The sequence below is a fragment of the Streptomyces sp. UNOB3_S3 genome (assembly GCF_020740895.1).
In the GTDB taxonomy this organism is placed as follows: Bacteria; Actinomycetota; Actinomycetes; order Streptomycetales; family Streptomycetaceae; genus Streptomyces.
This window is the reverse complement of sequence record NZ_JAILXP010000103.1, coordinates 1-20,072: the sequence shown is the minus strand read 5'-3', so window position 1 is coordinate 20,072 and position 20,072 is coordinate 1. Positions and strand designations below refer to the sequence as shown.

At 74.7% G+C, this 20,072-nt stretch carries 20 protein-coding genes; 11 read left to right on the top strand and 9 right to left on the bottom strand.

From position 1 onward, the window contains the following. Both K6I33_RS14040 and K6I33_RS14035 read right to left on the bottom strand, forming a co-directional pair. The coding region (locus tag K6I33_RS14040; RefSeq protein ID WP_229351616.1) for a glycosyltransferase family 1 protein at positions 1-1,132 on the bottom strand (1,132 nt) is incomplete at its 3' end. Between the two features lie 100 nt (positions 1,133-1,232). After that, positions 1,233-1,370, bottom strand: coding sequence for a hypothetical protein (locus tag K6I33_RS14035; RefSeq protein WP_229351612.1), 138 nt, complete (start codon positions 1,368-1,370; stop codon positions 1,233-1,235). A gap of 166 nt (positions 1,371-1,536) precedes the next feature. Here K6I33_RS14035 and K6I33_RS14030 point away from each other — a divergent pair, with 166 nt between their 5' ends. Next, positions 1,537-1,980 carry an SPW repeat protein gene (locus K6I33_RS14030; protein ID WP_229351609.1) on the top strand — a complete coding sequence of 148 codons (444 nt, stop codon included), beginning with the start codon at positions 1,537-1,539 and terminating at the stop codon, positions 1,978-1,980. Positions 1,981-2,062: 82 nt separating this feature from the next. On the opposite strand, the gene K6I33_RS14025 is transcribed toward K6I33_RS14030, so the two are convergent. Continuing rightward, complete coding sequence (locus K6I33_RS14025) at positions 2,063-2,221, bottom strand: hypothetical protein (RefSeq protein WP_229351606.1); 159 nt, start codon at positions 2,219-2,221, stop codon at positions 2,063-2,065. Between the two features lie 209 nt (positions 2,222-2,430). Between K6I33_RS14025 and mdlC the strand changes: the two genes are divergently transcribed. Together mdlC and K6I33_RS36325 are read left to right on the top strand one after the other, a co-directional pair. Then, on the top strand, positions 2,431-4,047 hold the full coding sequence (gene mdlC / locus K6I33_RS14020; RefSeq protein WP_229351603.1) for a benzoylformate decarboxylase: 1,617 nt from the start codon (positions 2,431-2,433) through the stop codon (positions 4,045-4,047). A gap of 184 nt (positions 4,048-4,231) precedes the next feature. After that, positions 4,232-5,653 (top strand): cytochrome P450, encoded by a 1,422-nt coding sequence (locus K6I33_RS36325; protein ID WP_229351599.1) that lies wholly within the window; start codon positions 4,232-4,234, stop codon positions 5,651-5,653. A 144-nt stretch (positions 5,654-5,797) separates the two neighbouring features. Here K6I33_RS36325 and K6I33_RS14010 read toward each other — a convergent pair whose 3' ends face one another. Next, a complete protein-coding gene (locus K6I33_RS14010; RefSeq protein WP_229351596.1) occupies positions 5,798-6,202 on the bottom strand; it encodes a hypothetical protein in 405 nt (134 codons plus the stop codon). Positions 6,203-6,372: 170 nt separating this feature from the next. Between K6I33_RS14010 and K6I33_RS14005 the strand changes: the two genes are divergently transcribed. From K6I33_RS14005 to K6I33_RS13990, 4 genes are all read left to right on the top strand, one after another. Further along, on the top strand, positions 6,373-7,050 hold the full coding sequence (locus K6I33_RS14005; RefSeq protein ID WP_229351592.1) for a response regulator transcription factor: 678 nt from the start codon (positions 6,373-6,375) through the stop codon (positions 7,048-7,050). Beyond that, a complete protein-coding gene (locus K6I33_RS14000) occupies positions 7,043-8,470 on the top strand; it encodes a cell wall metabolism sensor histidine kinase WalK (RefSeq protein WP_229351589.1) in 1,428 nt (475 codons plus the stop codon). Before K6I33_RS14005 ends, K6I33_RS14000 begins: the two co-directional genes overlap by 8 nt. Before the next feature lie 62 nt (positions 8,471-8,532). Further along, complete coding sequence (locus tag K6I33_RS13995; RefSeq protein ID WP_374284446.1) at positions 8,533-9,912, top strand: FtsW/RodA/SpoVE family cell cycle protein; 1,380 nt, start codon at positions 8,533-8,535, stop codon at positions 9,910-9,912. A 36-nt stretch (positions 9,913-9,948) separates the two neighbouring features. Then, a complete protein-coding gene (locus K6I33_RS13990; protein WP_229351624.1) occupies positions 9,949-11,484 on the top strand; it encodes an ATP-dependent DNA ligase in 1,536 nt (511 codons plus the stop codon). Positions 11,485-11,643: 159 nt separating this feature from the next. On the opposite strand, the gene K6I33_RS13985 is transcribed toward K6I33_RS13990, so the two are convergent. Then, positions 11,644-12,060, bottom strand: a complete 417-nt coding sequence (locus K6I33_RS13985; protein ID WP_229351586.1) for an ankyrin repeat domain-containing protein — start codon at positions 12,058-12,060, stop codon at positions 11,644-11,646. Positions 12,061-12,164: 104 nt separating this feature from the next. On the opposite strand from K6I33_RS13985, the gene K6I33_RS13980 reads away from it, so the two are divergent. Together K6I33_RS13980 and K6I33_RS13975 are read left to right on the top strand one after the other, a co-directional pair. Then, on the top strand, positions 12,165-12,359 hold the full coding sequence (locus K6I33_RS13980; RefSeq protein ID WP_229351619.1) for a hypothetical protein: 195 nt from the start codon (positions 12,165-12,167) through the stop codon (positions 12,357-12,359). A 9-nt stretch (positions 12,360-12,368) separates the two neighbouring features. Continuing rightward, entirely contained in the window at positions 12,369-13,859 is a 1,491-nt protein-coding gene (locus K6I33_RS13975; RefSeq protein ID WP_229351584.1) for a hypothetical protein, read from the top strand. Positions 13,860-13,904: 45 nt separating this feature from the next. Here K6I33_RS13975 and K6I33_RS13970 read toward each other — a convergent pair whose 3' ends face one another. Next, on the bottom strand, positions 13,905-15,410 hold the full coding sequence (locus K6I33_RS13970; RefSeq protein ID WP_229351581.1) for a PLP-dependent aminotransferase family protein: 1,506 nt from the start codon (positions 15,408-15,410) through the stop codon (positions 13,905-13,907). A 30-nt stretch (positions 15,411-15,440) separates the two neighbouring features. Here K6I33_RS13970 and K6I33_RS13965 point away from each other — a divergent pair, with 30 nt between their 5' ends. Further along, the gene (locus K6I33_RS13965) at positions 15,441-16,226 is read left to right on the top strand and encodes a YitT family protein (protein ID WP_229351579.1); all 786 of its coding nucleotides are present in this window, start codon (positions 15,441-15,443) and stop codon (positions 16,224-16,226) included. Positions 16,227-16,483: 257 nt separating this feature from the next. Then, positions 16,484-16,858 (top strand): RNA polymerase-binding protein RbpA, encoded by a 375-nt coding sequence (locus K6I33_RS13960; protein WP_004948858.1) that lies wholly within the window; start codon positions 16,484-16,486, stop codon positions 16,856-16,858. A 162-nt stretch (positions 16,859-17,020) separates the two neighbouring features. Here K6I33_RS13960 and fxsA read toward each other — a convergent pair whose 3' ends face one another. The 3 genes from fxsA to lnt all read right to left on the bottom strand — a co-directional run. Further along, entirely contained in the window at positions 17,021-17,605 is a 585-nt protein-coding gene (fxsA, locus tag K6I33_RS13955; protein ID WP_229351577.1) for an FxsA family membrane protein, read from the bottom strand. A gap of 77 nt (positions 17,606-17,682) precedes the next feature. After that, positions 17,683-18,459, bottom strand: coding sequence for a polyprenol monophosphomannose synthase (locus tag K6I33_RS13950; RefSeq protein WP_229351574.1), 777 nt, complete (start codon positions 18,457-18,459; stop codon positions 17,683-17,685). An 8-nt stretch (positions 18,460-18,467) separates the two neighbouring features. Then, a partial coding sequence (gene lnt, locus K6I33_RS13945; protein ID WP_229351572.1) for an apolipoprotein N-acyltransferase occupies positions 18,468-20,072 on the bottom strand: 1,605 nt, incomplete at its 5' end.

The following is a 20,072-nucleotide window of genomic DNA, read 5'->3' as shown; positions in this document are numbered from 1 at the left end:
CTCCCGGCCGTTCCGTGAGGACCTCGCGGTAGTGGTCGAGGAGCTGGTCGCCGATCGCGGTCCAGGTGCGGGTGAGGACGGCGGCGCGGCCGGCGCGGCCGTAGGCGTCGCGGGTGCCCCGGGCGGCTTCGAGGGTGAGGATCGCGTCGCGGAGGGCCTCGGGGTCGCCGGGGCCGACCAGCAGGCCCGTGCGGGCGTGGTCGATGAGGTCGAGGGGGCCGCCGATGGCGGGGGCGACGACCGGGACGCCGCTGGCCTGGGCCTCCTGGATGGTCTGGCAGAAGGTCTCCTGGGGGCCGGTGTGCACGAAGACGTCCAGCGAGGCGAAGATGCGGGCGAGTTCGTCGCCGGTGCGGGTGCCGAGGAAGCGCGCCCCGGGCAGCAGGGCGCGCAGCCGCGCCGCGTGCGGCCCGTCACCCGTGATGACGACCCGTACGCCGGGCAGGGCGCAGACGGGGGCCAGTAACTCCACCCGCTTCTCGGGCGCGAGCCGCCCCACATAGCCGACGATCAGCTCGCCGCCGGGCGCGAGCGCGCGCCGCAGCTCCAGGTCGCGCCGGGCCGGATGGAAACGTTCGGAGTCCACGCCGCGCCGCCACAGCCGGACCCGGGGCACCCCCTGCGCCACCAGGTCGCGGACGGCCGCGGCGGAGGGCGCGAGGGTGCGGTCGGCCGCGCCGTGGATGGCGCGCAGCCGGTGCCAGGCGTAGCCCTCGCCCGCGCCGACGTACGTCCGGGCGTAGCCGGCGAGGTCGGTCTGGTAGACGGCGACCACCGGGATCCCCAGCCGGCCGGCGGTGCGCACGGCACGCGCGCCCAGGACGAACGGGCTGCCGAGGTGGACGACGTCGGGCCGGTGCGCGCCGATCGTGGCGGCCAGCCGCCGGCCCGGCAGCGCGACGCGGATCTGCGCGTAGCCGGGCAGCGGGACGGACCGTACGCGGACGACCGGGCAGGGCGTGGAGTCCGGCACGGGCGCGCCCGTGCCGGACTCCACGCCCCGGGGGCCGGCCGGGGCCACGACCAGCGCGTCGTGGCCCCGCAGCACGAGGTGCCGGGCGGTCTGCCAGGCGCAGTGCGCGACGCCGTTGACGTCGGGCGGAAACGATTCGGTGACGATGACGACACGCATATGCCTGTTGTCGGCGTTCCGCGCGCCCGAAGGGCCACGTGGATCTTTCCGGCCGGGAAACGTCCCGTGAGCGTCAGGTCGGCCCCTCAGTCCATGCCGCTCAGTCCATGCCGCGGATGATGTGGGACTCGGCCGCCTCCACGGCCTCCGGATCGTCCTCGGTGGGCGGGGGTGCCGCCTTGTCCGGGACGTCGGAACGAGTGCGGGTGCGCTCTTCCCGTCCTGCGGGCTCTTCCACGGTGGGTCGCCTCCCCCTGCCGTTCGGTTCTGACCCGTAAGCCTTCCCCCATCCCTTGTTCGATACACCGCCCATTTGGGTGAATTAAAGGGTAATTGGGGTAAAATGCCACCAGGTCCGCTTCCACAGGGCAAGCCCGATTCCACAGGGAAAGAAGGTGGCCGACGTGACCGCCCCTACGTCGCCCCGGATCGAAACCCACCCCGACATCCTGGCGCTCCGTGCCCACTCCGAGGAGACGACGACGACCCCCGCCGCCCAGGCCGTCGAGGCCCTCGCGCTCCTCTGCGGCGTGTACCTGGCCGCCTCGCCATGGATTGTTGGCTTCAACGCGTCCACCAACCTGGCCATCAATAATCTGATCGTGGGCATCGCCTTCGCATGCCTGGTCGGAGGTTTTGGCTCCGCCTATGAACGCACCCACGCCATGAGCTGGGCCGCCGTCGGCCTGGCCCTCTGGACGATCGTCTCCCCCTGGGTCGTCGCCGGCCACGCCTTCGCCACCCGCGCGGTCGTCAGCAATGTCGTCATCGGCGCCCTGTGCTGCCTGATCGCCCTCGCCTGCGCGCGCATGGGCCTCGGCGGAGGCACTCCGGGAGGCCGCCACTGACCCCCGCCCACCGAACCGCGCCCCTTCCCGTTCCTCCCGTCGACGCCCCGCCGCCCGTTGCCCCGGACGGCGGGGCCCGTCGCTATTCGCCCTGCTGCGCGGGCCCGCTGGCGGCCGGCGCGGCCGCCTCGCCGGAGCGCCCGCCCTCTCCCTGCTCACCCGGGACGGCCTCGCCCGAGACGGCCCACCCCGACGGCCCGTCGAGCGCCCGCCGCGCCCGCTTGCGGAGCTCGGTGTTCATGTCCCTGCGAATCCGTCTGATGATCTGATCCATGTCTGGCATACGGGGGACGCTAGAACCCGCCCGGCGGCAACAGCCCGCAGGCCAGGGCGCATTCACCCGCTCGGATGAATACTCAGGTGATCTTCCGGGGTCCTGGCTTCGGCGGGCGGGAAGTGGCAATGCTCCCCTCCCCCGATCGGCCCACGGATCCCAAGAGGTGCCAGGCGATGACGACCGTACGCGCAGCCACTCGTGAGCTGTTGCGGTCCCGCGGAGCGACGACGGTGTTCGGCAATCCGGGCTCCACCGAGCTGCCCTTCCTCCAGGACTTCCCCGAGGACTTCCGGTATGTGCTCGGCCTCCAGGAGGCCGTGGTCGTGGGGATGGCCGACGGCCACGCCCAGGCCACCGGGCGGACGGCCCTGGTCAATCTCCACACCGCGCCCGGGGTGGGCAACGCCATGGGGGCGATCGTCACGGCGGCCGCCAACCACACCCCGATGGTGGTGACGGCGGGGCAGCAGGTGCGGGCCATGATGACCATGGAGGCGCTGCTGACCAACGTCGACGCCACCCTCCTGCCGCGCCCCGCCGTGAAGTGGGCCTACGAGCCACCGCGCCCCCAGGACGTGCCGGCCGCGCTCGCCCGGGCGTTCCACATCGCCGAGAGCGCGCCGCGCGGCCCGGTGTTCCTGTCGCTGCCGATGGACGACTTCGACGTGGAGCTCGACGCGGCCGAGGCCCGGGCCGCCCGGTACGCCACCGCCCGCCGCCTGGGCGGGCCCGCCCAGGCGGACCGCGACGAGGTCGAGGCGCTGGCCCGCAGGCTGATGACGGCGGTCGATCCCGTGCTGGTGACGGGCGGCGCGGTGGACGCGGAGGGGGCCTGGGACGCCGTCGTGGCGCTCGCCGAGCGCCGGGGGCTGCCCGTGTGGGCCTCGCCGAACGAGGGGCGCGTGGGCTTCCCGGAGACCCACCCGCTCTACCAGGGCGTCCTGCCCCCGGCCATCGGGCCGCTGGCGCAGACCCTCGCCGGGCACGATCTGGTCCTGGTGGCCGGCGCGCCCGTCTTCCGCTACTACCCGTACGTCCCCGGCCCATTGCTCCCCGAGGGCACCGAGCTGACGCTCATCACCAGCGACCCCGGCGAGGCCGCCCGGGCGCCCGTCGGCGACGCGCTGGTGGCGGGGCTGCGGCCCACCCTGGAGCTGCTCTGCGAGCTGGTGGACAAGCGCGCGGACGACGAGGCCGCGCACCGCGCCGACGACACCCCCGTCGAGGTCCCGGAGGCCGACGGGGAGCCGATGTCGGCGTCCATCGCGCTCGCCGCCATCGCCAGCGCGGCCCCCGCCGACACCGTGTGGGTCAATGAATCGCCCTCCAACATCCAGGCGTTCCGCGACCACGTCCGCATCGACCGGCCCGGCTCCTTCCTGATGACGACGGGCGGCGGGCTGGGCTTCGGCCTGGCGGCCGCCGTCGGGGCGCAGCTCGGCCGCCCCGGCCGGCCGGTGGTGGCGCTGGTGGGCGACGGCTCCGCGCAGTACGCCATCACCGCGCTGTGGACGGCGGCGGCCTACCGGGTGCCCGTCACGTTCGTGGTCCCCGCCAACCGCGAGTACGCGATCCTCAAGTGGTTCGGCCGCTTCGAGAACACCCCGGGCGTGCCCGGCCTGGACGTGCCCGGGCTCGATCTGTGCGCGCTGGCGCGGGGCTACGGGGTGCCCGCGCACCGCGCGACCGACCCGGCCCACCTCGCCGAGCTGGTCGGCGCCGCCACGACCAGTCCGGACGGGCCCGTGCTCATCGAGGCCCCGGTGACCGCCGTGCCGCCCGCCCTCTGACGCGTCCCGCCTCTTCGGTGCCGCGCGCGGCGTCCGCCCGCGCGCGGCCGCCCCACCACGCCTTCCACCGGCCCCCCACCGTATGGAGCTGCATCATGCCCGTTTCCGTAGCACATCCCCCGCAGAGCACCCCGCCGTTCACGGCCCCCGGCGCGGCCCCGGCGCCCGAGACGGTGGTGCCGGCGTGACCTGGACGAGCGAGACCTCCGGCACCACGGCCGTCCGGGACGCGGCGGGCACCGCCCTGCCGGTCGCCTCCCGGAGCGAGAACCTGCGGCTGACGCTGGGCTACTTCCTGCCCGGCTACCTCAGGGGCGTCTTCCGGACCCGGCCGCGCGTCGCCCGGCTCGTGGCCCGGCTGGACCCCGGCCGGCACGGCGCGGAACTGATGCGCGCCCTGCGCCGGCGGCACGGCAGGGGGCCCGTCGTCGTGCGCGGCGCCTCCGGCCCCACGCTGCTGGTGCTGGACGCCGAGGACGCCCGGCAGGTGCTGGCCGGGCCGGTGGACATCTACGCGGTGGACACCTGGGAGAAGGTGAGCGGCTTCGCCGCCGTGCAGCCCGAGGCGCTGATCGCCTCCCACGGCCGGCAGCGCACCGCGCGGCGCGCCTTCAACGACGCGGTGCTGGACGCGGGCTGCCCGGCGCACCGGCTCGCCGGGCACTTCCTGCGGGTGGTGGGCGAGGAGGCGCGGGCGCTGCTGGGCCCGGAGGCGGAGGCCGGGCTGACGGCCGGTCAGGTGCGGGAGCGCCTCGACCGGGTGGGGCGGCGCTGCTTCCTGGGCGACGCGGCCGCCGACGACCTGGAGTTCTCCCGGCTGCTGGACGAACTGCTGGCCGAGGCCAACTGGATGGGCGCCCGGCGCTGGCGGACGGCGCGCACCCGCCGGGTGCGGCGCCGGATGATGCAGCGGCAGGCCCGTTATCTGTGCGACGCCGATCCGCGCAGCCTCGGCGGGCTGTTCCGGACCGTGCCCCGGGGCCCGGAGACGGCTCCCGAGGGGCAGGTCGCGCACTGGTTCATGGCACTGTCCGTGGTGCACGCGGCGGTGGTGCAGACGCTGGCCCTGCTCGCCACCCACCCGGCGCACTACCGGCGGGCCGCCCAGGAGGTGCGGGACGCGGACCGGGCGCACGGCGCCCACACGACGCCCGGGTTCCTGGCGATGCCGTATCTGCGGGCGTGTGTACGGGAGGCGGCACGGCTGTGGCCGCCGGTGGCGAACCTGACGCGGCGCACCACCGCCGAGACCCGCTGGCGTTCGGCGGTGGCCCCGGGCGGCGTCAATGTGCTGGTGCCCGCCGCGTTCCACGCGCGGGACGCGGAGCGCATCGACTACGCGCACCGGTTCGCGCCGGAGAAGTGGCTGGACGGCACGGCCGAACAGGACTGGGCGGTCAGCCCCTTCGGCCGGGGCGAGGCGCGGTGCAGCGGCATGGAGCTGGGGCTCCTGCTGGCCACAGGGTTCGTCGCCGAGTTCCTGCGCGGCGGGGAGCTGGCGGTGGCCGGGGTACGGCTGGGGCCCGGGCGGCCGTTGCCGTTCGCCTTCGACGCGACGCGGCTGCGCGTCGGCTACCGCGCCTACCGGACGCCGACGGGGTCATGACGGACGGCACCGCCGCCGTCCGCGAACTCGGCTGCCACAGCGGGCGGTTCCCCGCGCCCTTCGTGTGTGTTCGCCGGTGCGGGACCGCGGGGAACTGAGGACCCCGGGCCGGGGGAGTGCGGGATCCCCCCGGCCCGGAGCGTGTCAGCGGCCGGCGGCCGCGGGCTGCCGGCCGGCGCCCCGGAGGGCCTCGGCCGTGGCGTACCAGCGCTCGTCGCGCAGCTCCGCCAGGCCGTGCCCGGCGAGCCCGGTGACGTGCTTGAGGATGGTGCGCGCCTGATAACCCACCGCGACGCACAACTCGTCGACGGAGGCGCCCTCGGCGCCGCGGGCGAGCAGCCCGTCCCACGTGCGTGCCTCATGGCGGCCGAGCTCGGGGGCCGGCCCCGGCCGCGCCTCCGCGCGCGGCTCGGGACAGGCCTCCGCCCTGGATTCCGACCTGTGTTCCGGCCTCGGCTCGGGCCGGGCCGGGCCGCGGCGGGAGGGACCCACCGGGCGCGGCGTGCGGTTGACCCTGCGGTGTCGGCGGCCCTTCTGGCGCTTGCTCATGGCTGAACCACTGCTCCGTCCTGCGTCGTCGATCCTGCGGTGTCGGTGCGTCAACCCGCCGCGACACCGCCCGGTTACGACCCTTCCACTAAGTGTGCGCGACATCACGCACCGTGACCCCGGATGGCGGTGCCGGAGTTGCGTCCCGTCGGATATGTGAGGCTTGGGGCGTGCGCATCTTGATAGTCGAGGACGAGACGGGTCTCGCGGACACCCTGCGACGGGGGCTGGCCGCCGAGGGGCACTGGGCGGACGTCGTCCACGACGGGCACCGGGGCCTGGAGGCCGCACTGGCCGGCCCGTACGACGTGATCATCCTGGATGTGATGCTGCCGGGCCTCGACGGCTACGAGGTCTGCGGGCGGCTGCGCCGGCTGGACGTGTGGACGCCGGTGCTGATGCTGACGGCGAAGGACGGCGAGTACGACGAGGCGGAGGGCCTCGACGCGGGCGCCGACGACTATCTGACCAAGCCGTTCTCCTTCGTCGTGCTGCTCGCCCGGCTGCGGGCGCTGGGCCGCCGCCGGGGTACGGCCGGGAGCCCCCCGCTGCGGGCCGGGGACCTGGAGCTGGACACGGCCGGGCGGCGCTGCCGCCGGGGCGGGCGGGAGATCGAGCTGACCGCGCGCGAGCTGGCCGTGCTGCGCTGTCTGATGGCCGCCGACGGTCAGGCGGTGGCCAAGCGGGACATCCTCGACGAGGTGTGGGACTCCCCCGGCGGGACCGACCCCAACATCGTCGAGGTCTATGTCTCGTCGCTCCGCAGGAAGATCGACGCGCCCTTCGGCCGCCGTTCCATCCTGACCGTGCACGGCACCGGCTACCGCATGGCGCCCGACGGTGGCTGAGCCCCGCCGGCCTCGCCGTTCCCGGCCCTTCCCCCGGACCGTCCGGGGCCGCTGCGCGGCGGCGGCCGCCCTGGCGATGGCGCTGCTGCTCACGGCGGGCGGGGCCTGGCTGTACACGGTCCTGCGCGCCAACCTGCTGGACAACGTGAGCGGCCGCACCGAACTGGCCGCCCGCGAGGTGGCGGCCCGGGCGGACGCCGGACCGCTGCCCGCGCTGCTGCCCGCGCCCCGGGACGGCGTCGACGTCGTGCTCGTCCTCGACCCGCGTGGCACGGTCATCGCCACGACCCGCCCCTCGGCCGAGCCCCTGGCCCACCGGTTCGCCCCGCTGCAGCCCGCCCCGGGCGCCGACACCGCTTCCACCGTGACCCGGGCCATGGGCGGCCAGCGCGGCGACCTGGTGGTCGTCCGCGCCACGCCGCCCGGCGCGGAGGAGCGCTACGTCTACGCGCTGACCGTCCTCAGCGACGTCGACGACGCCACGCACACCATCGCCATGGGCCTGCTCGCCGCCGCGCCCCTGCTGATCGCGCTGGCCGCCGGCCTCGGCTGGGCGGTCACCGGGCTGGCGCTGCGCCCGGTGACCCGGATCCGCACCGAGCTGGCGGCGGTGACCGCCAGCGAGCTGGACCGCCGGGTGCCGGAGCCGCCGGCGGACGACGAGGTGGCCTGGCTGGCGCGGACCGTCAACGCCACCCTGGACCGGCTGGAGCAGTCGGTCGGCAGACAGCGGCAGTTCGTCGCCGACGCCTCCCACGAGCTGCGCAACCCCGTGGCCGCCGTGCGCTCCCAGCTGGAGGTCGCGCTGGGCGCGCCGGGCGGGCCGACGCCGGAGTCGGTGCGGGCGGCGCTGGCCGACACGGTGCGGCTCCAGCGCGTCGCGGCGGACCTGCTGCTGCTCGCCCGGTTCGACGCGCGCGTCCCCTCGGGCGCGCCGGAGCCCGTCGACCTGGCGCTGCTGGCCGCCGAGGAGGCCGCCCGCCGCCCCGCGCCCCGGGTGCCGGTCGCGGTGGACGCCCCCGCGCCCGTACCGCTGCGCGGCCGGGCGGCCCAGCTGGAGCGGCTGCTGGCCAACCTGGTGGACAACGCCCTGCGGCACGCCTCCTCGCGGGTCACCGTGCGGGCGTACGCCGATCCGGCGGGCCGGTGCGCGGTGCTGGAGGTGGCCGACGACGGGCCCGGGATCCCTCCCGGACAGCGGGAGCGGGTCTTCGAGCGGTTCGTGCGGCTGGACGCGGCGCGGGACCGGGAGAGCGGCGGCAGCGGGCTGGGGCTGGCCATCGCCCGGGAGATCGCGCGGGCGCACGGCGGCGACCTGGAGGCGGGCGCGCGGACCGGCGGCGGGGCGCTGCTGGTGGCGCGCTTCCCGCTGCCGGAGGCGGGTGAACCGGCCGGGAAGCGCCACTTCCGGAAGTCCTGAACAAACCTTCAGAAACCTCAGGTTTCCTTCAGCACCCGCCGATCATCATGGCCGGTGTGACCGTGGAAACCGTACGAGCCGACGGCGGCACCCGGCGCGGTGCGGGCACCCCGCTGTCCGCGCGGGCGGACCGGCGCCGCCGCAGTGAGGCGCTGCTGCTCGGCCTCACCGTCCTCATCAGCTGCTTCGGCTATCTGTACACCGGCCTGGCGACCACGGGGAACGTGCCCGGCGGGCTCCCGGGGTTCGCGGGGAGCATGGCCTGCCTGGCGCTCGTGCCGCATCTGGCGGTGCGCCGCTGGGCCCCGTACGCCGATCCCGTGATCCTGCCGCTGGCGGTGCTGCTCTCCGCGTTCGGGCTGGTGCTGCTGTACCGGCTGGACCCGGCCTACCGCGCGCGCTACCACGCCGGATCCACCGCCTCCGGCCAGCTGATGTGGACGGTGATCGGGGTGGGTCTGTGCGTGGTCGTGGTGGCGGTGCTGCGCGACCACCGCCGGCTCCAGCGCTACATCTATCTGACGATGGCCGTGGCGCTGGTGCTGCTGATGGCGCCGGCGTTCTTCCCCGGGGACACCTACGGCGCCAAGCGGTGGATCTTCATCGGGCCGCTGTCCTTCCAGCCCGGCGAGTTCGTCAAGACCATGATCGCGGTGTTCTTCGCGGGCTATCTGGTCATCCACCGCGACGCGCTGGCCCTGACCGGCCGCCGGTTCCTGGGCGTGCGGCTGCCGCCGGGCCGGCAGCTGGGCCCGATCCTGACGGTGTGGGTGCTGAGCCTGATGGTGCTCGTCCTCGAACGGGACCTGGGCACCTCGCTGATCTTCTTCGGGCTGTTCGTGGTGATGCTCTACGCGGCCACCGAGCGGACGAGCTGGGTGGTGTGCGGCGTGCTGATGGCCTCCATGGGAGCGGGCGTGGTCGGCTCGATGGAGCCGCACGTGAAGGGCCGCATCGACGCCTGGCTGCACCCCTTCGACGCGTTCGAGCCGGGCAGCACGTTCTCCCCGCAGGCCGCCCAGGCGCTGTTCGGCTTCGGCAGCGGCGGCGTCACGGGCGCGGGGCTGGGCCGGGGCCACCCGGAGCTGATCGGCTTCGCGGGCCGCAGCGACTTCATCCTCACCACGGTCGGGGAGGACCTGGGGCTGGCCGGCACGATGGTCGTCCTCGTCCTCTACGCCCTGCTGGCGCAGCGGGGCGTGAGCACCGCGCTGCGGTCGGCCGACCCGTTCGGCAAGCTGCTGGCGGTGGGCCTTGCGGCGGCGCTGGCGCTGCAGGTGTTCGTGGTGGCGGGCGGGGTGATGGGGCTGATCCCGCTGACGGGCAAGGCGCTGCCGTTCCTGGCGAAGAGCGGCTCGTCGCTGGTGGCGAACTGGCTGATGGTGGCGCTGCTGATCAGGGTCAGCGACCACGCCGGGCGGGAGGCCGGGCCGGATTCCTGACCTGCGGCACAGGGCATGGCGTCGCACGATGAGGACATGCTGCTGGTCGATGTCGCGCGGGCGTCGGAGGAGATCGCGGCGACCCGTTCCCGGTCGGCGAAGACCGCCGTGCTGGCCGGGGTGTTCCGGGCCGCCCGCCCGGACGAGGCGCCGGTGGTGATCCCGTATCTGGCGGGGCGGCTGCCGCAGCGCAGGACGGGGGTCGGCTGGAGCACGCTGCGCGACGTGCCCGCCCCGGCCGCCGTGCCCTCGCTGACCGTGGAGGACGTGGACCGGGCGCTGACGGCGATCGCCGCGGTGGCGGGCGAGGGCGCGCGGACCGAGCGCAAACGACTGCTGGACGGGCTGCTGGGGGCGGCGACGGAACGGGAACAGCGCTTCCTGCTGCGGCTGATCGGCGGCGAGCTGCGGCAGGGCGCGCTGGACGCGCTGGCCGTGGAGGGCCTCGCCGCCGCGGTGGGGGCGGCGCCGGAGGAGGTGCGGCGGGCGGTGATGCTCGGCGGCTCGCTGGGCGCGGTGGCCCGGGCGCTGCTGGCCGGGGGCCCGGCGGCGCTGGCGGGGTTCCGGCTGGAGGTGGGGCGGCCGGTGCTGCCGATGCTGGCGCGGAGCGCGAAGGACGTCGACGAGGCGCTGGACCGGCTGGGGCCGTGCGCGGTGGAGGAGAAGCTCGACGGGGTCCGGGTGCAGGTGCACCGCGACGGCGAGGACGTCCGTGTCTTCACCCGCACCCTGGACGAGATCACCGGACGGCTGCCGGAACTGGTGGGTGCGGCGCTGGAGTTGCCGGTGTCGTCGGTGGTCCTGGACGGCGAGGCTGTCGCCCTGGACGCGGCGGGCCGCCCCCACGCGTTCCAGGACGTCGCGGGCCGGGTCGGCACCCGGACGGCGGGGGCGGGGGCGGCGCTTCCGTTGTCAGCGGTCTTCTTTGACGTCCTGTCCGTCGAGGGCAGGGAACTGCTGTCACTGCCGACGGCCGAACGCCACGCCGTGCTGACCCACGTGGTGCCCGAGCCCTTGCGGGTGCGGCGGCTGGTGGTGGCGGACCCATCGGCCGCGAAGTCCCGGGCCGCGGCCCGGGACTTCGCGGCGGACGTGCTGCGGAACGGGCGCGAGGGCGTGATGCTCAAGGCCCTGGACGCCGCCTATGTGGCGGGCCGCCGGGGCGCGGCGTGGCTGAAGGTGAAGCCGGTGCACACGCTGGACCTGGTGGTCCTGGCAGCGGAGTGGGGCCACGGGCGGCGCCACGGCCGGCTCTCCAACCTCCACCTCGGCGCACGCCGCCCGGACGGCTCGTTCGCCATGCTGGGCAAGACGTTCAAGGGCCTGACGGACGACATGCTGGCCTGGCAGACGGACCGGCTGCGGTCACTGGCGGTGAGCGACGACGGGTATGTGGTGCGGGTGCGGCCGGAGGTGGTGGTGGAGATCGCGTTCGACGGGCTCCAGCGGTCTTCGCGGTATCCGGAGGGGGTGACGCTGAGGTTCGCGCGGGTGGTGCGGTTCCGCGACGATAAGAGGGCGGAGGAGGCCGACACGGTGGAGACCGTGCGGGGGTTCCTCCCTACCGGCTGACGTCCGCCGGGCAGAGGCGACGCGGCTGCTCGTCGTCACGCGGCTTCGCGTCCACGCAGCCTCCCCGCCGGCCGTCCGAACCGCCGCCCCGGCCGGGGGTGCTGAGGGTCCGTCACCCCGAGTGGACCCGTTCCGCGCCGCGCCCCCGGCCGGCGCCGGTCAGCCGCCCTGGAGGAGGTCCAGCATGTCCTGGCGGGCGAACATGGCCGCGGTGTCGACGGCCGAGGGCATACCGGCGGCCGGGTCCGCGCCATGGGCCACCAGGATCCGGACGACCTCGCTCTCCCCCTTGAAGACGGCGCCCGCCAGCGGGGTCTGGCCCTTGTCGTTGGGGCGGTCCGCGTCGGCGCCGCGCTCCAGGAGGGCGGAGACCGTCGCGGAGTGGCCGTGATAGGCGGCGAGCATCACCAGCGAGTCGCCCCGGTCATTGGTGAGATTGACCGGAACTCCAGCGTCCACATATGCGGCCAGGGTATCGGTGTCACCGTGCCGCGCCAGGTCGAAGACCTTGGCCGCCAGCTGGAGCACCTCCGGGTCGTGTGCGGGCTCTCCGGATGCGGGTGTCGGCTCGGTCATAATTCGTCATCCTCCGTACGGGTGTATCCCCAGTTGCCTAAAAAATACTTTCTGTGAAGCTGGAGGAACTTGTGGTGACCGCCCCCAGTTCCCAGGAGATTCCCATGATCCTCTCCATCTCGGGCGTCGTACTGCTCGGTGTCGTCGTATTCCTGTTCTTCCGCAAGGACAACCTCAAGCCCTCGCACGGCATCATCTGCGCACTGTTCGGCTTCTACCTCGCGGGAACGGGCATCGCGCCGAGCATCAAGGCGGGCGGCGCGAGCCTCGCCAGCCTGCTGGGCGGCATCAAGTTCTAGGAGAACGACGTGGGCCGGCGTTCACTCCCCCGCATCCCGACCGGACCCGCCGGGCCCTCCCCGGGCCGGGAGCTGGCGCACGGCCTCGCCGACAACGCCCGGGACATGTTCTACCCGCTGCTCGTCGTCGCCCGCGGGCTGCGCTCGCTCGCCACCACCGGACGCCACGGCTGGGGGCGCATGCCGCGGGAGCGCCGCGGCCCCACCCTGCTCCTGGTGGCCTCGTGCCTGGCCATCGTGGCGCTCGTCCCCTACGGGCCGACCCTGGGCACGGCTGCCCTGCTGGCGGCGGCCGGGCCGGACGAGGAGGGGAGCCACCGGCTCCAAGCGCTCTACGAGGCGCTCGTGCCCTACTTCTCCGCCCCGCAGGACCCCCGGCCGCTCTATCGGCACGGCGGTGACTGGCAGCAGGCGTTCGAGGAGTACGCGTTCGACGGCCTGGGGCGGCTGACCGCCCTCCGGCTGCGCTACCCCGGCTACTTCACCGACGGCGAGGAGGGCGCGCGGGCCAGGATCGAGCAGCTGCTGCACCTCAAGGCGGGCCGGGGCCCGGAGTACCGCTTCGACTGGGACGAGGCCGCCAACCGCCTCGGCCTGGGCGTCCTGCCGGTGCTGCCCACCGACGTCTGGGCCCAGCGCTTCGTGACCGCGCCCGGTGAGACCGTGCTGGGCTTCACCGACCCGTCCGCCGTACTGCGGACCCTGCCGGTGACGGCCGGGCAGGAGACGTACGACGCGCCGCCCGTCGTCTGGCGCACCGGGCCGCGCTCCACCGAGCCGCACCTGCTGGCTCTCGGCCAGCCGTCGGCCGGGGTCACGACGCTGCTGCGCTCGGTCGTCCTGCAGGCCCTGCTCCACGGCGACGTGGTGATCGTGGACGGCGGGGGCGCGGGCGAGTACGCCTGTCTGGAGGGCCGGGCGGGGGTGCTGGCCGTCGAGTCCGCGCTCCCGGGCGCGCTCGCCGTCCTGGAGTGGGCCTCCCACGAGACCGAGCGGCGGCTGCTCGCCGCCGGGCGCGCCCGGCGGCAGGGGCTCCCCCTGCCCGACGACGTGCGGCGGCCGCTGTGGATCGTCGTGGACCGGCCCGGGGCGCTGAGCCACCTCGCCGCGCGCGAGGGGCGGCCCGATCCACAGGATCTCCTCGCCGTTCCACTGCGGCACGGCCGGACGGCGCAGGTCACCGTCGCGGTGGGGGAACACCTGGAGGGCGTGGGGCGACTCGCCGAGGCGGTGCTCGCCCACACCCGGGCCCGGGCCGTCCTGGGGGCGGTCGCCCCGGAGCAGGTCACGGCCGTGCTCGGCGCGCCCTCGCACACCACGCCGGCCGACCACGTGCCGCCGGGGCGCGGCTACGCGCGGGTGGGCACGGGTCCGGTCCACCGGCTCCAGGTGCCGACGACGCCGGACCCGTACGACGAGGAGACGGCGGACGCGCAGCGGCAGGCGGTATGGGCGCTGCTGCCGGAGCCGGCGGCGCCGACGCACGCGCCGGCGCCCTAGCGCCGCCCGGCGGGGTCACTCCCCCGGCGGACCGGCATCAGGCCGTCACGCCACATACGTGCGCGGCATCTCCACCGCCGCCGTGGCCCCGCTCGCCACCAGCCGCGCCGCCTCGGCGAGGCGGGTCGCGGCCTCCTCCGCGACGGCGCCGTTCACGGTGAAGGGCAGGCGCACATAGCCCTCGAACGCCCCGTCGACGCCGAAGCGGGGCCCGGACGGCACCCGGACCCCCAGGCGCTCGCCCGCCTCGGCGATCCGGGAGCCGGAGAGGCCACCGGTGCGCGCCCAGAGGGTGAGGCCGCCGCGGGGGACGGTGAACTCCCAGTCGGGGAGGTGACGTCGGACCGCCGCGACGAGCGCGTCGCGGTTCTCCCTCGTCTGGCCGCGCCGTATGGCGAGGGACTCGCCCCAGCCCCCGGTGTTGAGCAGCCAGGTGACGGCCAGCTGGTCGAGGACGGGCGTGCCGAGGTCGGCGTAGGCGCGGGCGGCGACCAGGCTGCGGATCACCTCGGGCGCGGCGCGCACCCAGCCGATCCGCAGGCCCGCCCAGAAGGACTTGCTGGCCGAGCCGACGGTGATGACGGCGCTGCCGGCGGGGTCGAAGGCGCAGACGGGACGCGGCAGTTCGAGGTCCGGGTCCAGCACGAGATCGGACATGGTCTCGTCGGCGACCAGCAGGGTGCCGGCGGCCCGGCACGCCTCCACCAGCTCCCGGCGCTGCTCCTCGGGGGCGAGGGCGCCGGTGGGGTTGTGGAAGTCGGCGATGACGTAGGCCATGCGGGGCGCGGCGTCGCGCAGGACCTGGCGCCAGGCGGGCAGGTCCCAGCCGGCGAGGCCGCCGGCCATCGCCACGGGGACGAGCCGGGCGCCGGCCTCGCGCATCAGCTGGAGGACGTTGGCGTACGAGGGGGACTCGACGGCGACCCGCTCGCCCCGGCCCGCCATCAGCCGGCAGATGGCGGCGACGGCTCCCATCGCGCCGGTGGTGACCATGATCTGCTCGGGCATGGTGGGGATGCCGCGGGCGGTGTAGCGGTCGGCGAGGGCCTGGCGCAGGGCCGGCAGGCCGGCCGGGTAGTCGCCGTGGGTGTGGGCGTAGGGCGGCAGCTCCTCCAGGGCGCCCTGGACCGCGCGGGTGAGCCAGGGCTCGGGGGCGGTGAGGGCGGCGCAGCCGAGGTCGATCACGGAGCCGGCGGCCTCGGGCGGCAGCGGGTCCAGGGCTCTGGTGGGCAGCGGGTTCCCGGCGGGCACGGCGGTCCAGCTGCCGGCGCCGCGCCGGGACTCCAGGAAGCCCTCGCCGCGCAGGGCCTCGTAGGCGGCGGCGACGGTGGTGCGGCTGACGGCGAGGGCGGCGGCCAGTTCGCGCTCGGCGGGCAGCCGGGCGGCCACGGGGACGCGGCCCTCCAGGACCAGGAGCCGGATGCGGTCGGCCAGGGACCGGTAGGCGGGGGTGCGCCGGCCGCCGAGCGCCGTCACGGTGTCGCGGGCGTGGGGTGAGCCGAGGAGGCGGGCCAGCTGCGGCGCCCCCACCGAAGAAGTCCACTGGGTCATGGCGTGCAGTCCACCTTTCCGGGATTGGCCATGGATCAATGTTCGATCCAGTCCACAGACTGTCATGCCAAGGCCACTCGCACCACCACAGGGGGGTATCTCTTGTCCGCGCACGTTTCCGCGCCCCGGAGTCCGGGGCCGGCCCGCCATCTTCCCCGCCGTCTCGCCCAGCTGTACGCCGGGCTCGTGCTGTACGGGGTGAGCTGCGCGCTGCAGCTGCGCGCCGGGCTGGGGCTGGCCCCCTGGGACGTGCTCAACCAGGGCGTGGCTCGCCACGTGGGCCTGTCGATCGGCACGGTGGTGATCGCCATCGGCGTCCTGGTGCTGCTGCTGTGGATCCCGCTGCGGCAGCGCCCCGGGCTGGGCACGGTCTCCAATGTGCTGGTGATCGGCCTGGTGATGGACGCCACACTGAGCATCACGCCCACCCCGGGTTCGCTGTGGATACGGATTCCGCTGCTGCTCTTCGCGGTGGCGCTGTGCGGGATGGCCACGGGGCTGTACATCACGCCGCGCTTCGGCCCGGGCCCGCGTGACGGGCTGATGACGGGGCTGCACCGCCGGACGGGCTGGTCGGTGCGGCTGGTGCGGACCTTCATCGAGGTGGCCGTGCTGGCGACCGGCTTCGCGCTGGGCGGTTCGGTGGGCGTGGGCACGGTGCTCTTCGCGGTGTGCATCGGGCCCCTGGCCCAGTTCTTCCTGCGCTTCTTCGCGCCCTCGGAGCAGCGGCCGACGATACCGGTGGCGGGCTCGGCGGGCGTACCGGAGGCCACTGATCAGGCCAGGTCCGCCGAGGGCGCACCGGACCCGGTTTAGGCGTGAAACCGGCGGGCCGGTAGTGTACGCCTTCGACCCGCCGGACGGACCGTTACTGCGCGCTCAAGTAGCAACAGCACAGGGTGACATCTATTGCCAGATGTGACAAAACGGGCGCTGGTGGGTACAACAAGGGGCGGCACGACGGGCGACGCATGTCCCTCAACGGGGAATCTTCACCGCCGACCGGACGTTGACCGGATGACGACGACAGCGACACCTGTCCTGTGGGCGACAAGCCCGGGAGGCACGAATTCATGAGTGAGCGAGCTCTCCGCGGCACGCGACTTGTGGTGACCAGCTACGAGACCGACCGCGGCATCGATCTGGCCCCGCGCCAGGCGGTGGAGTACGCATGCCCGAACGGCCATCGATTTGAGATGCCGTTCTCGGTAGAGGCGGAGATTCCGCCGGAGTGGGAGTGCAAGGCGTGTGGCGCCGTGGCACTCCTGGTGGACGGCGACGGTCCCGAGGAGAAGAAGGGCAAGCCCGCGCGTACGCACTGGGACATGCTCATGGAGCGGCGAACCCGCGAGGAGCTGGAGGAGGTGCTCGCCGAGAGGCTGGCCGTCCTGCGCTCCGGCGCCATGAACATCGCCGTGCATCCGCGGGACACGCGTAAGTCCGCCTGACGGCGGGCCGCGCGTTCCATCGCACGACCAAGGGCCCGGGCCACTGCGAGAGCAGTGGCCCGGGCCCTTTCATGCGCTCATTCGACTGCAGGCCGTCCGTGGCTGGTCGCGCCCACGCGGCGGAGCCGCACAATGTTGCGGCCCCGCGCCCCTTCGGGGCGCTCAGCGCGGCAACTGGGGGTCGTCCGTACGCGGCGTCCGCGGCTGGTCCTCGCGGATGACCTCGCCCTGGACGACCTTGCCGTCGGGCTGCCGCATCCGCGCGCCCTGAGCCTGCTGGAAGGCGTCCCCGAGCGTCCCCGGCGCCGCCTGCGTCGCGTAGCCGGTGAGCTTCCGCTCGGCGGTCCGGCGGATCAGCGCCCTCGTCGGCGGGAAGAGACAGAGCAGCCCGGCCACGTCGGAGATCAGCCCCGGCACCATGAGGAGCAGCCCGCCCAGCATCGTCAGGGCGTTCCCGCCGCCCTCGCCCTCCCGCGGCGGGGCCTGCGGGGCGGTGCCCTGCTGGAGGGAGCCGCTCAGCCGCTGCCAGGCCCGCCGCCCGGCCCGCTTGATCACATACGAGCCGACGACCACTCCCCCGGCCAGCAGGGCGAAGACGGTGAGCCCGCCCGCCGCGCCCGCCACCAGCACCAGCAGCCAGATCTCCAGGACCGCCCACACGGCCACGCCGAGGGGGACCAGCCTGCGGGCACGGCCGCGCCCCGGCGGCCGGCTGTTCAACGTCTGCTGCTGCGCTCCGAACGTCATGCCTCAAGTGTGCCTGGACGGCGGCCGGACAGCCGGAGCGCGCTTATGGATCCCTTACCGGCCCACCCGGGGGCCCGTCAGCGCTCCTTGCCGAGGGCCTTGGAGGTCGCCTTGGAGACGCGGGATCCGACGCCCCAGGACGTGACCCGCCACAGCGCCTCCGCGACGATGTCGCGGCTCATCTTGCTGTCGCCCAGCTCGCGCTCGACGAAGGTGATGGGGACCTCCACCACGTGGAAGCCCGCCTTGACCGCGCGCCAGGCGAGGTCGACCTGGAAGCAGTAGCCCTGGGAGGCCACCTCCTCCATGCCCAGCCCCTCCAGGGTCTCCCGGCGGAAGGCCCGGTAGCCGCCGGTGACGTCACGGATCGGCACGTCGAGCATGAGCCGCGAGTAGGTGGAGCCGCCCCGGGAGAGGAACTCACGGGACTTCGGCCAGTTCACCACCCGGCCGCCGGGCACCCAGCGGGAGCCCAGCACCAGGTCGGCGCCCTTGAGGGCGGTGAGCAGCCGGGGCAGCTCCTCCGGCTGGTGGGAGCCGTCGGCGTCCATCTCCACGAGCACGCCGTAGCCGTTGTCCAGGCCCCAGCGGAAGCCCGCCAGATAGGCGGCGCCGAGCCCCTCCTTGCCCTGCCGGTGCAGCACCTTGACGTGCTCGTCCTCGGCCGCCAGCTCGTCGGCGAGCTTGCCGGTCCCGTCGGGGCTGTTGTCGTCCGCGACGAGGACGTGCGCTTCCGGCACGGCCTGCCGCACCCGGGCGACGATGGGCTTGATGTTCTCCGCCTCGTTGTAGGTCGGGATGATCACCAAGGTCGTGCCGAGCGGACCGAATCTCCGCTGACCACCGTCGTTCACTTCTGGCACTACTGGCCCTTCCGGTTCGAGGTCTCGTCCGCCCGTGCCCGACGGGAGGTCAGGACTGCGGCCGCGCAGGACAGAAGACCCACCATAGCGAGCGCCCATTCCGGCCCCGCACCGACGCGGTCCGCAACGGTCGTGCCGTCCCGCAGGGGGAGGCTCGCGGAGATCACATCACGGGTGAACTCCTCGCTCCGCCGGAGCACCCGCCCGTCGGGGGCGACGACCGCGCTGATGCCGCTCGTGGCGGCCGTGACCACGGCCCGGCCGTGCTCGACGGCCCGCAGCCGGCTCATGGCCAGCTGCTGCTCGGGCTGGCCGGTGCGGCCGTAGGTGGCGTTGTTGGTCTGGACGACCAGGGCGCGGGCGCCGGCCGCGACCGTGTCGTGGACGATCTCGTCGTAGGCGACCTCGAAGCAGATGACGTCGCCGAGCCGGGCCGGGCCGACCTGGAGCACACCGGTGTGGTCGCCCGGGTAGAAGTCGCGGGGGACGCGCTGGAGCCGGGAGATGACCTTGCTCAGCTGGTCCCGGAAGGGCACGTACTCGCCGAAGGGCACCGGGTGCTGCTTGGCGTAGGAGGCGCCGGGGCCGGTCACCGGGTCCCAGACGATGCCCTTGTTGTCGATGTAGCCGCTCTTGCCGGGGTGGTCGACGAGGGCGCCCACCAGGACGGGCACGCCCACGGCCCGCACCGCCTCCTGGATGCGGTCGTAGGCCTCGGCGTACTGGAAGGGGTCGAGGTCGGAGGAGTTCTCCGGCCAGATCACCAGGTCGGGCTTCGGCGCCTTGCCGGCCTTGATGTCCCGGGCCAGCTGGAGCGTGGCGTCGACGTGGTTGTTGAGCACCATCAGGGGGCGGCCGAGGAAGTCCATGCCGGGCTTCTCGACGTTGCCCTGGACGATCGCGATGTTCACGGTGTCGTCGGCCTTCGTGGGCACGGGCACGGCGTACCCGGCGAGCCCGACCACCAGGGCCGTCCCCAGCGCCCCGGCGGCCGGCAGCACGGCCCGCACGCCCCGGGGGCCGCCCCGCAGCCGCCACGCGGCGAACAGCGCGTACGCGAGCAGACCGCCGGACAGGGCCACCGCGAAGCTCACCAGCGGCGCCCCGCCCAGCGCGGCGAGCGGGGTGAAGGGGGAGCCGGTGTTGGCGAAGGCCAGCCGGCCCCAGGGGAAGCCGCCGAACGGCGTCCGGTCCCGCGCCCACTCCTCGGCGATCCACAGGCACGCCCCCCACAGCGGCCACGCGGGCAGCCGGGAGGTCAGCGCGAGCCCGGCGCCGAGCACGGCCAGGAAGGCGGCCTCGACGACCGACAGGCCCAGCACGGCGTCGTAGCCGACCACGTGCAGCCAGCGCAGCAGGAAGAAGAAGAACGGCAGCCCGAAGGCGAATCCCGTCCAGGCGCCCTGGCGGACGGTGCGCCCCCGGGTCAGCAGGGCCAGCGCGGCCACCGAGGCCACCGACAGCGGCCACAGGCCGTACGGGGGGAAGGCCAGGGCGAGGGCGAGCCCGGCGCCGGCCGCGAGGGCGGTGCGCCGCGCCTCGCGGCGGGCAGCGAGCCGGGCCAGGCGGACGGCCCGGCCCGGGCGCGGCGCGGGGGCCGGGCC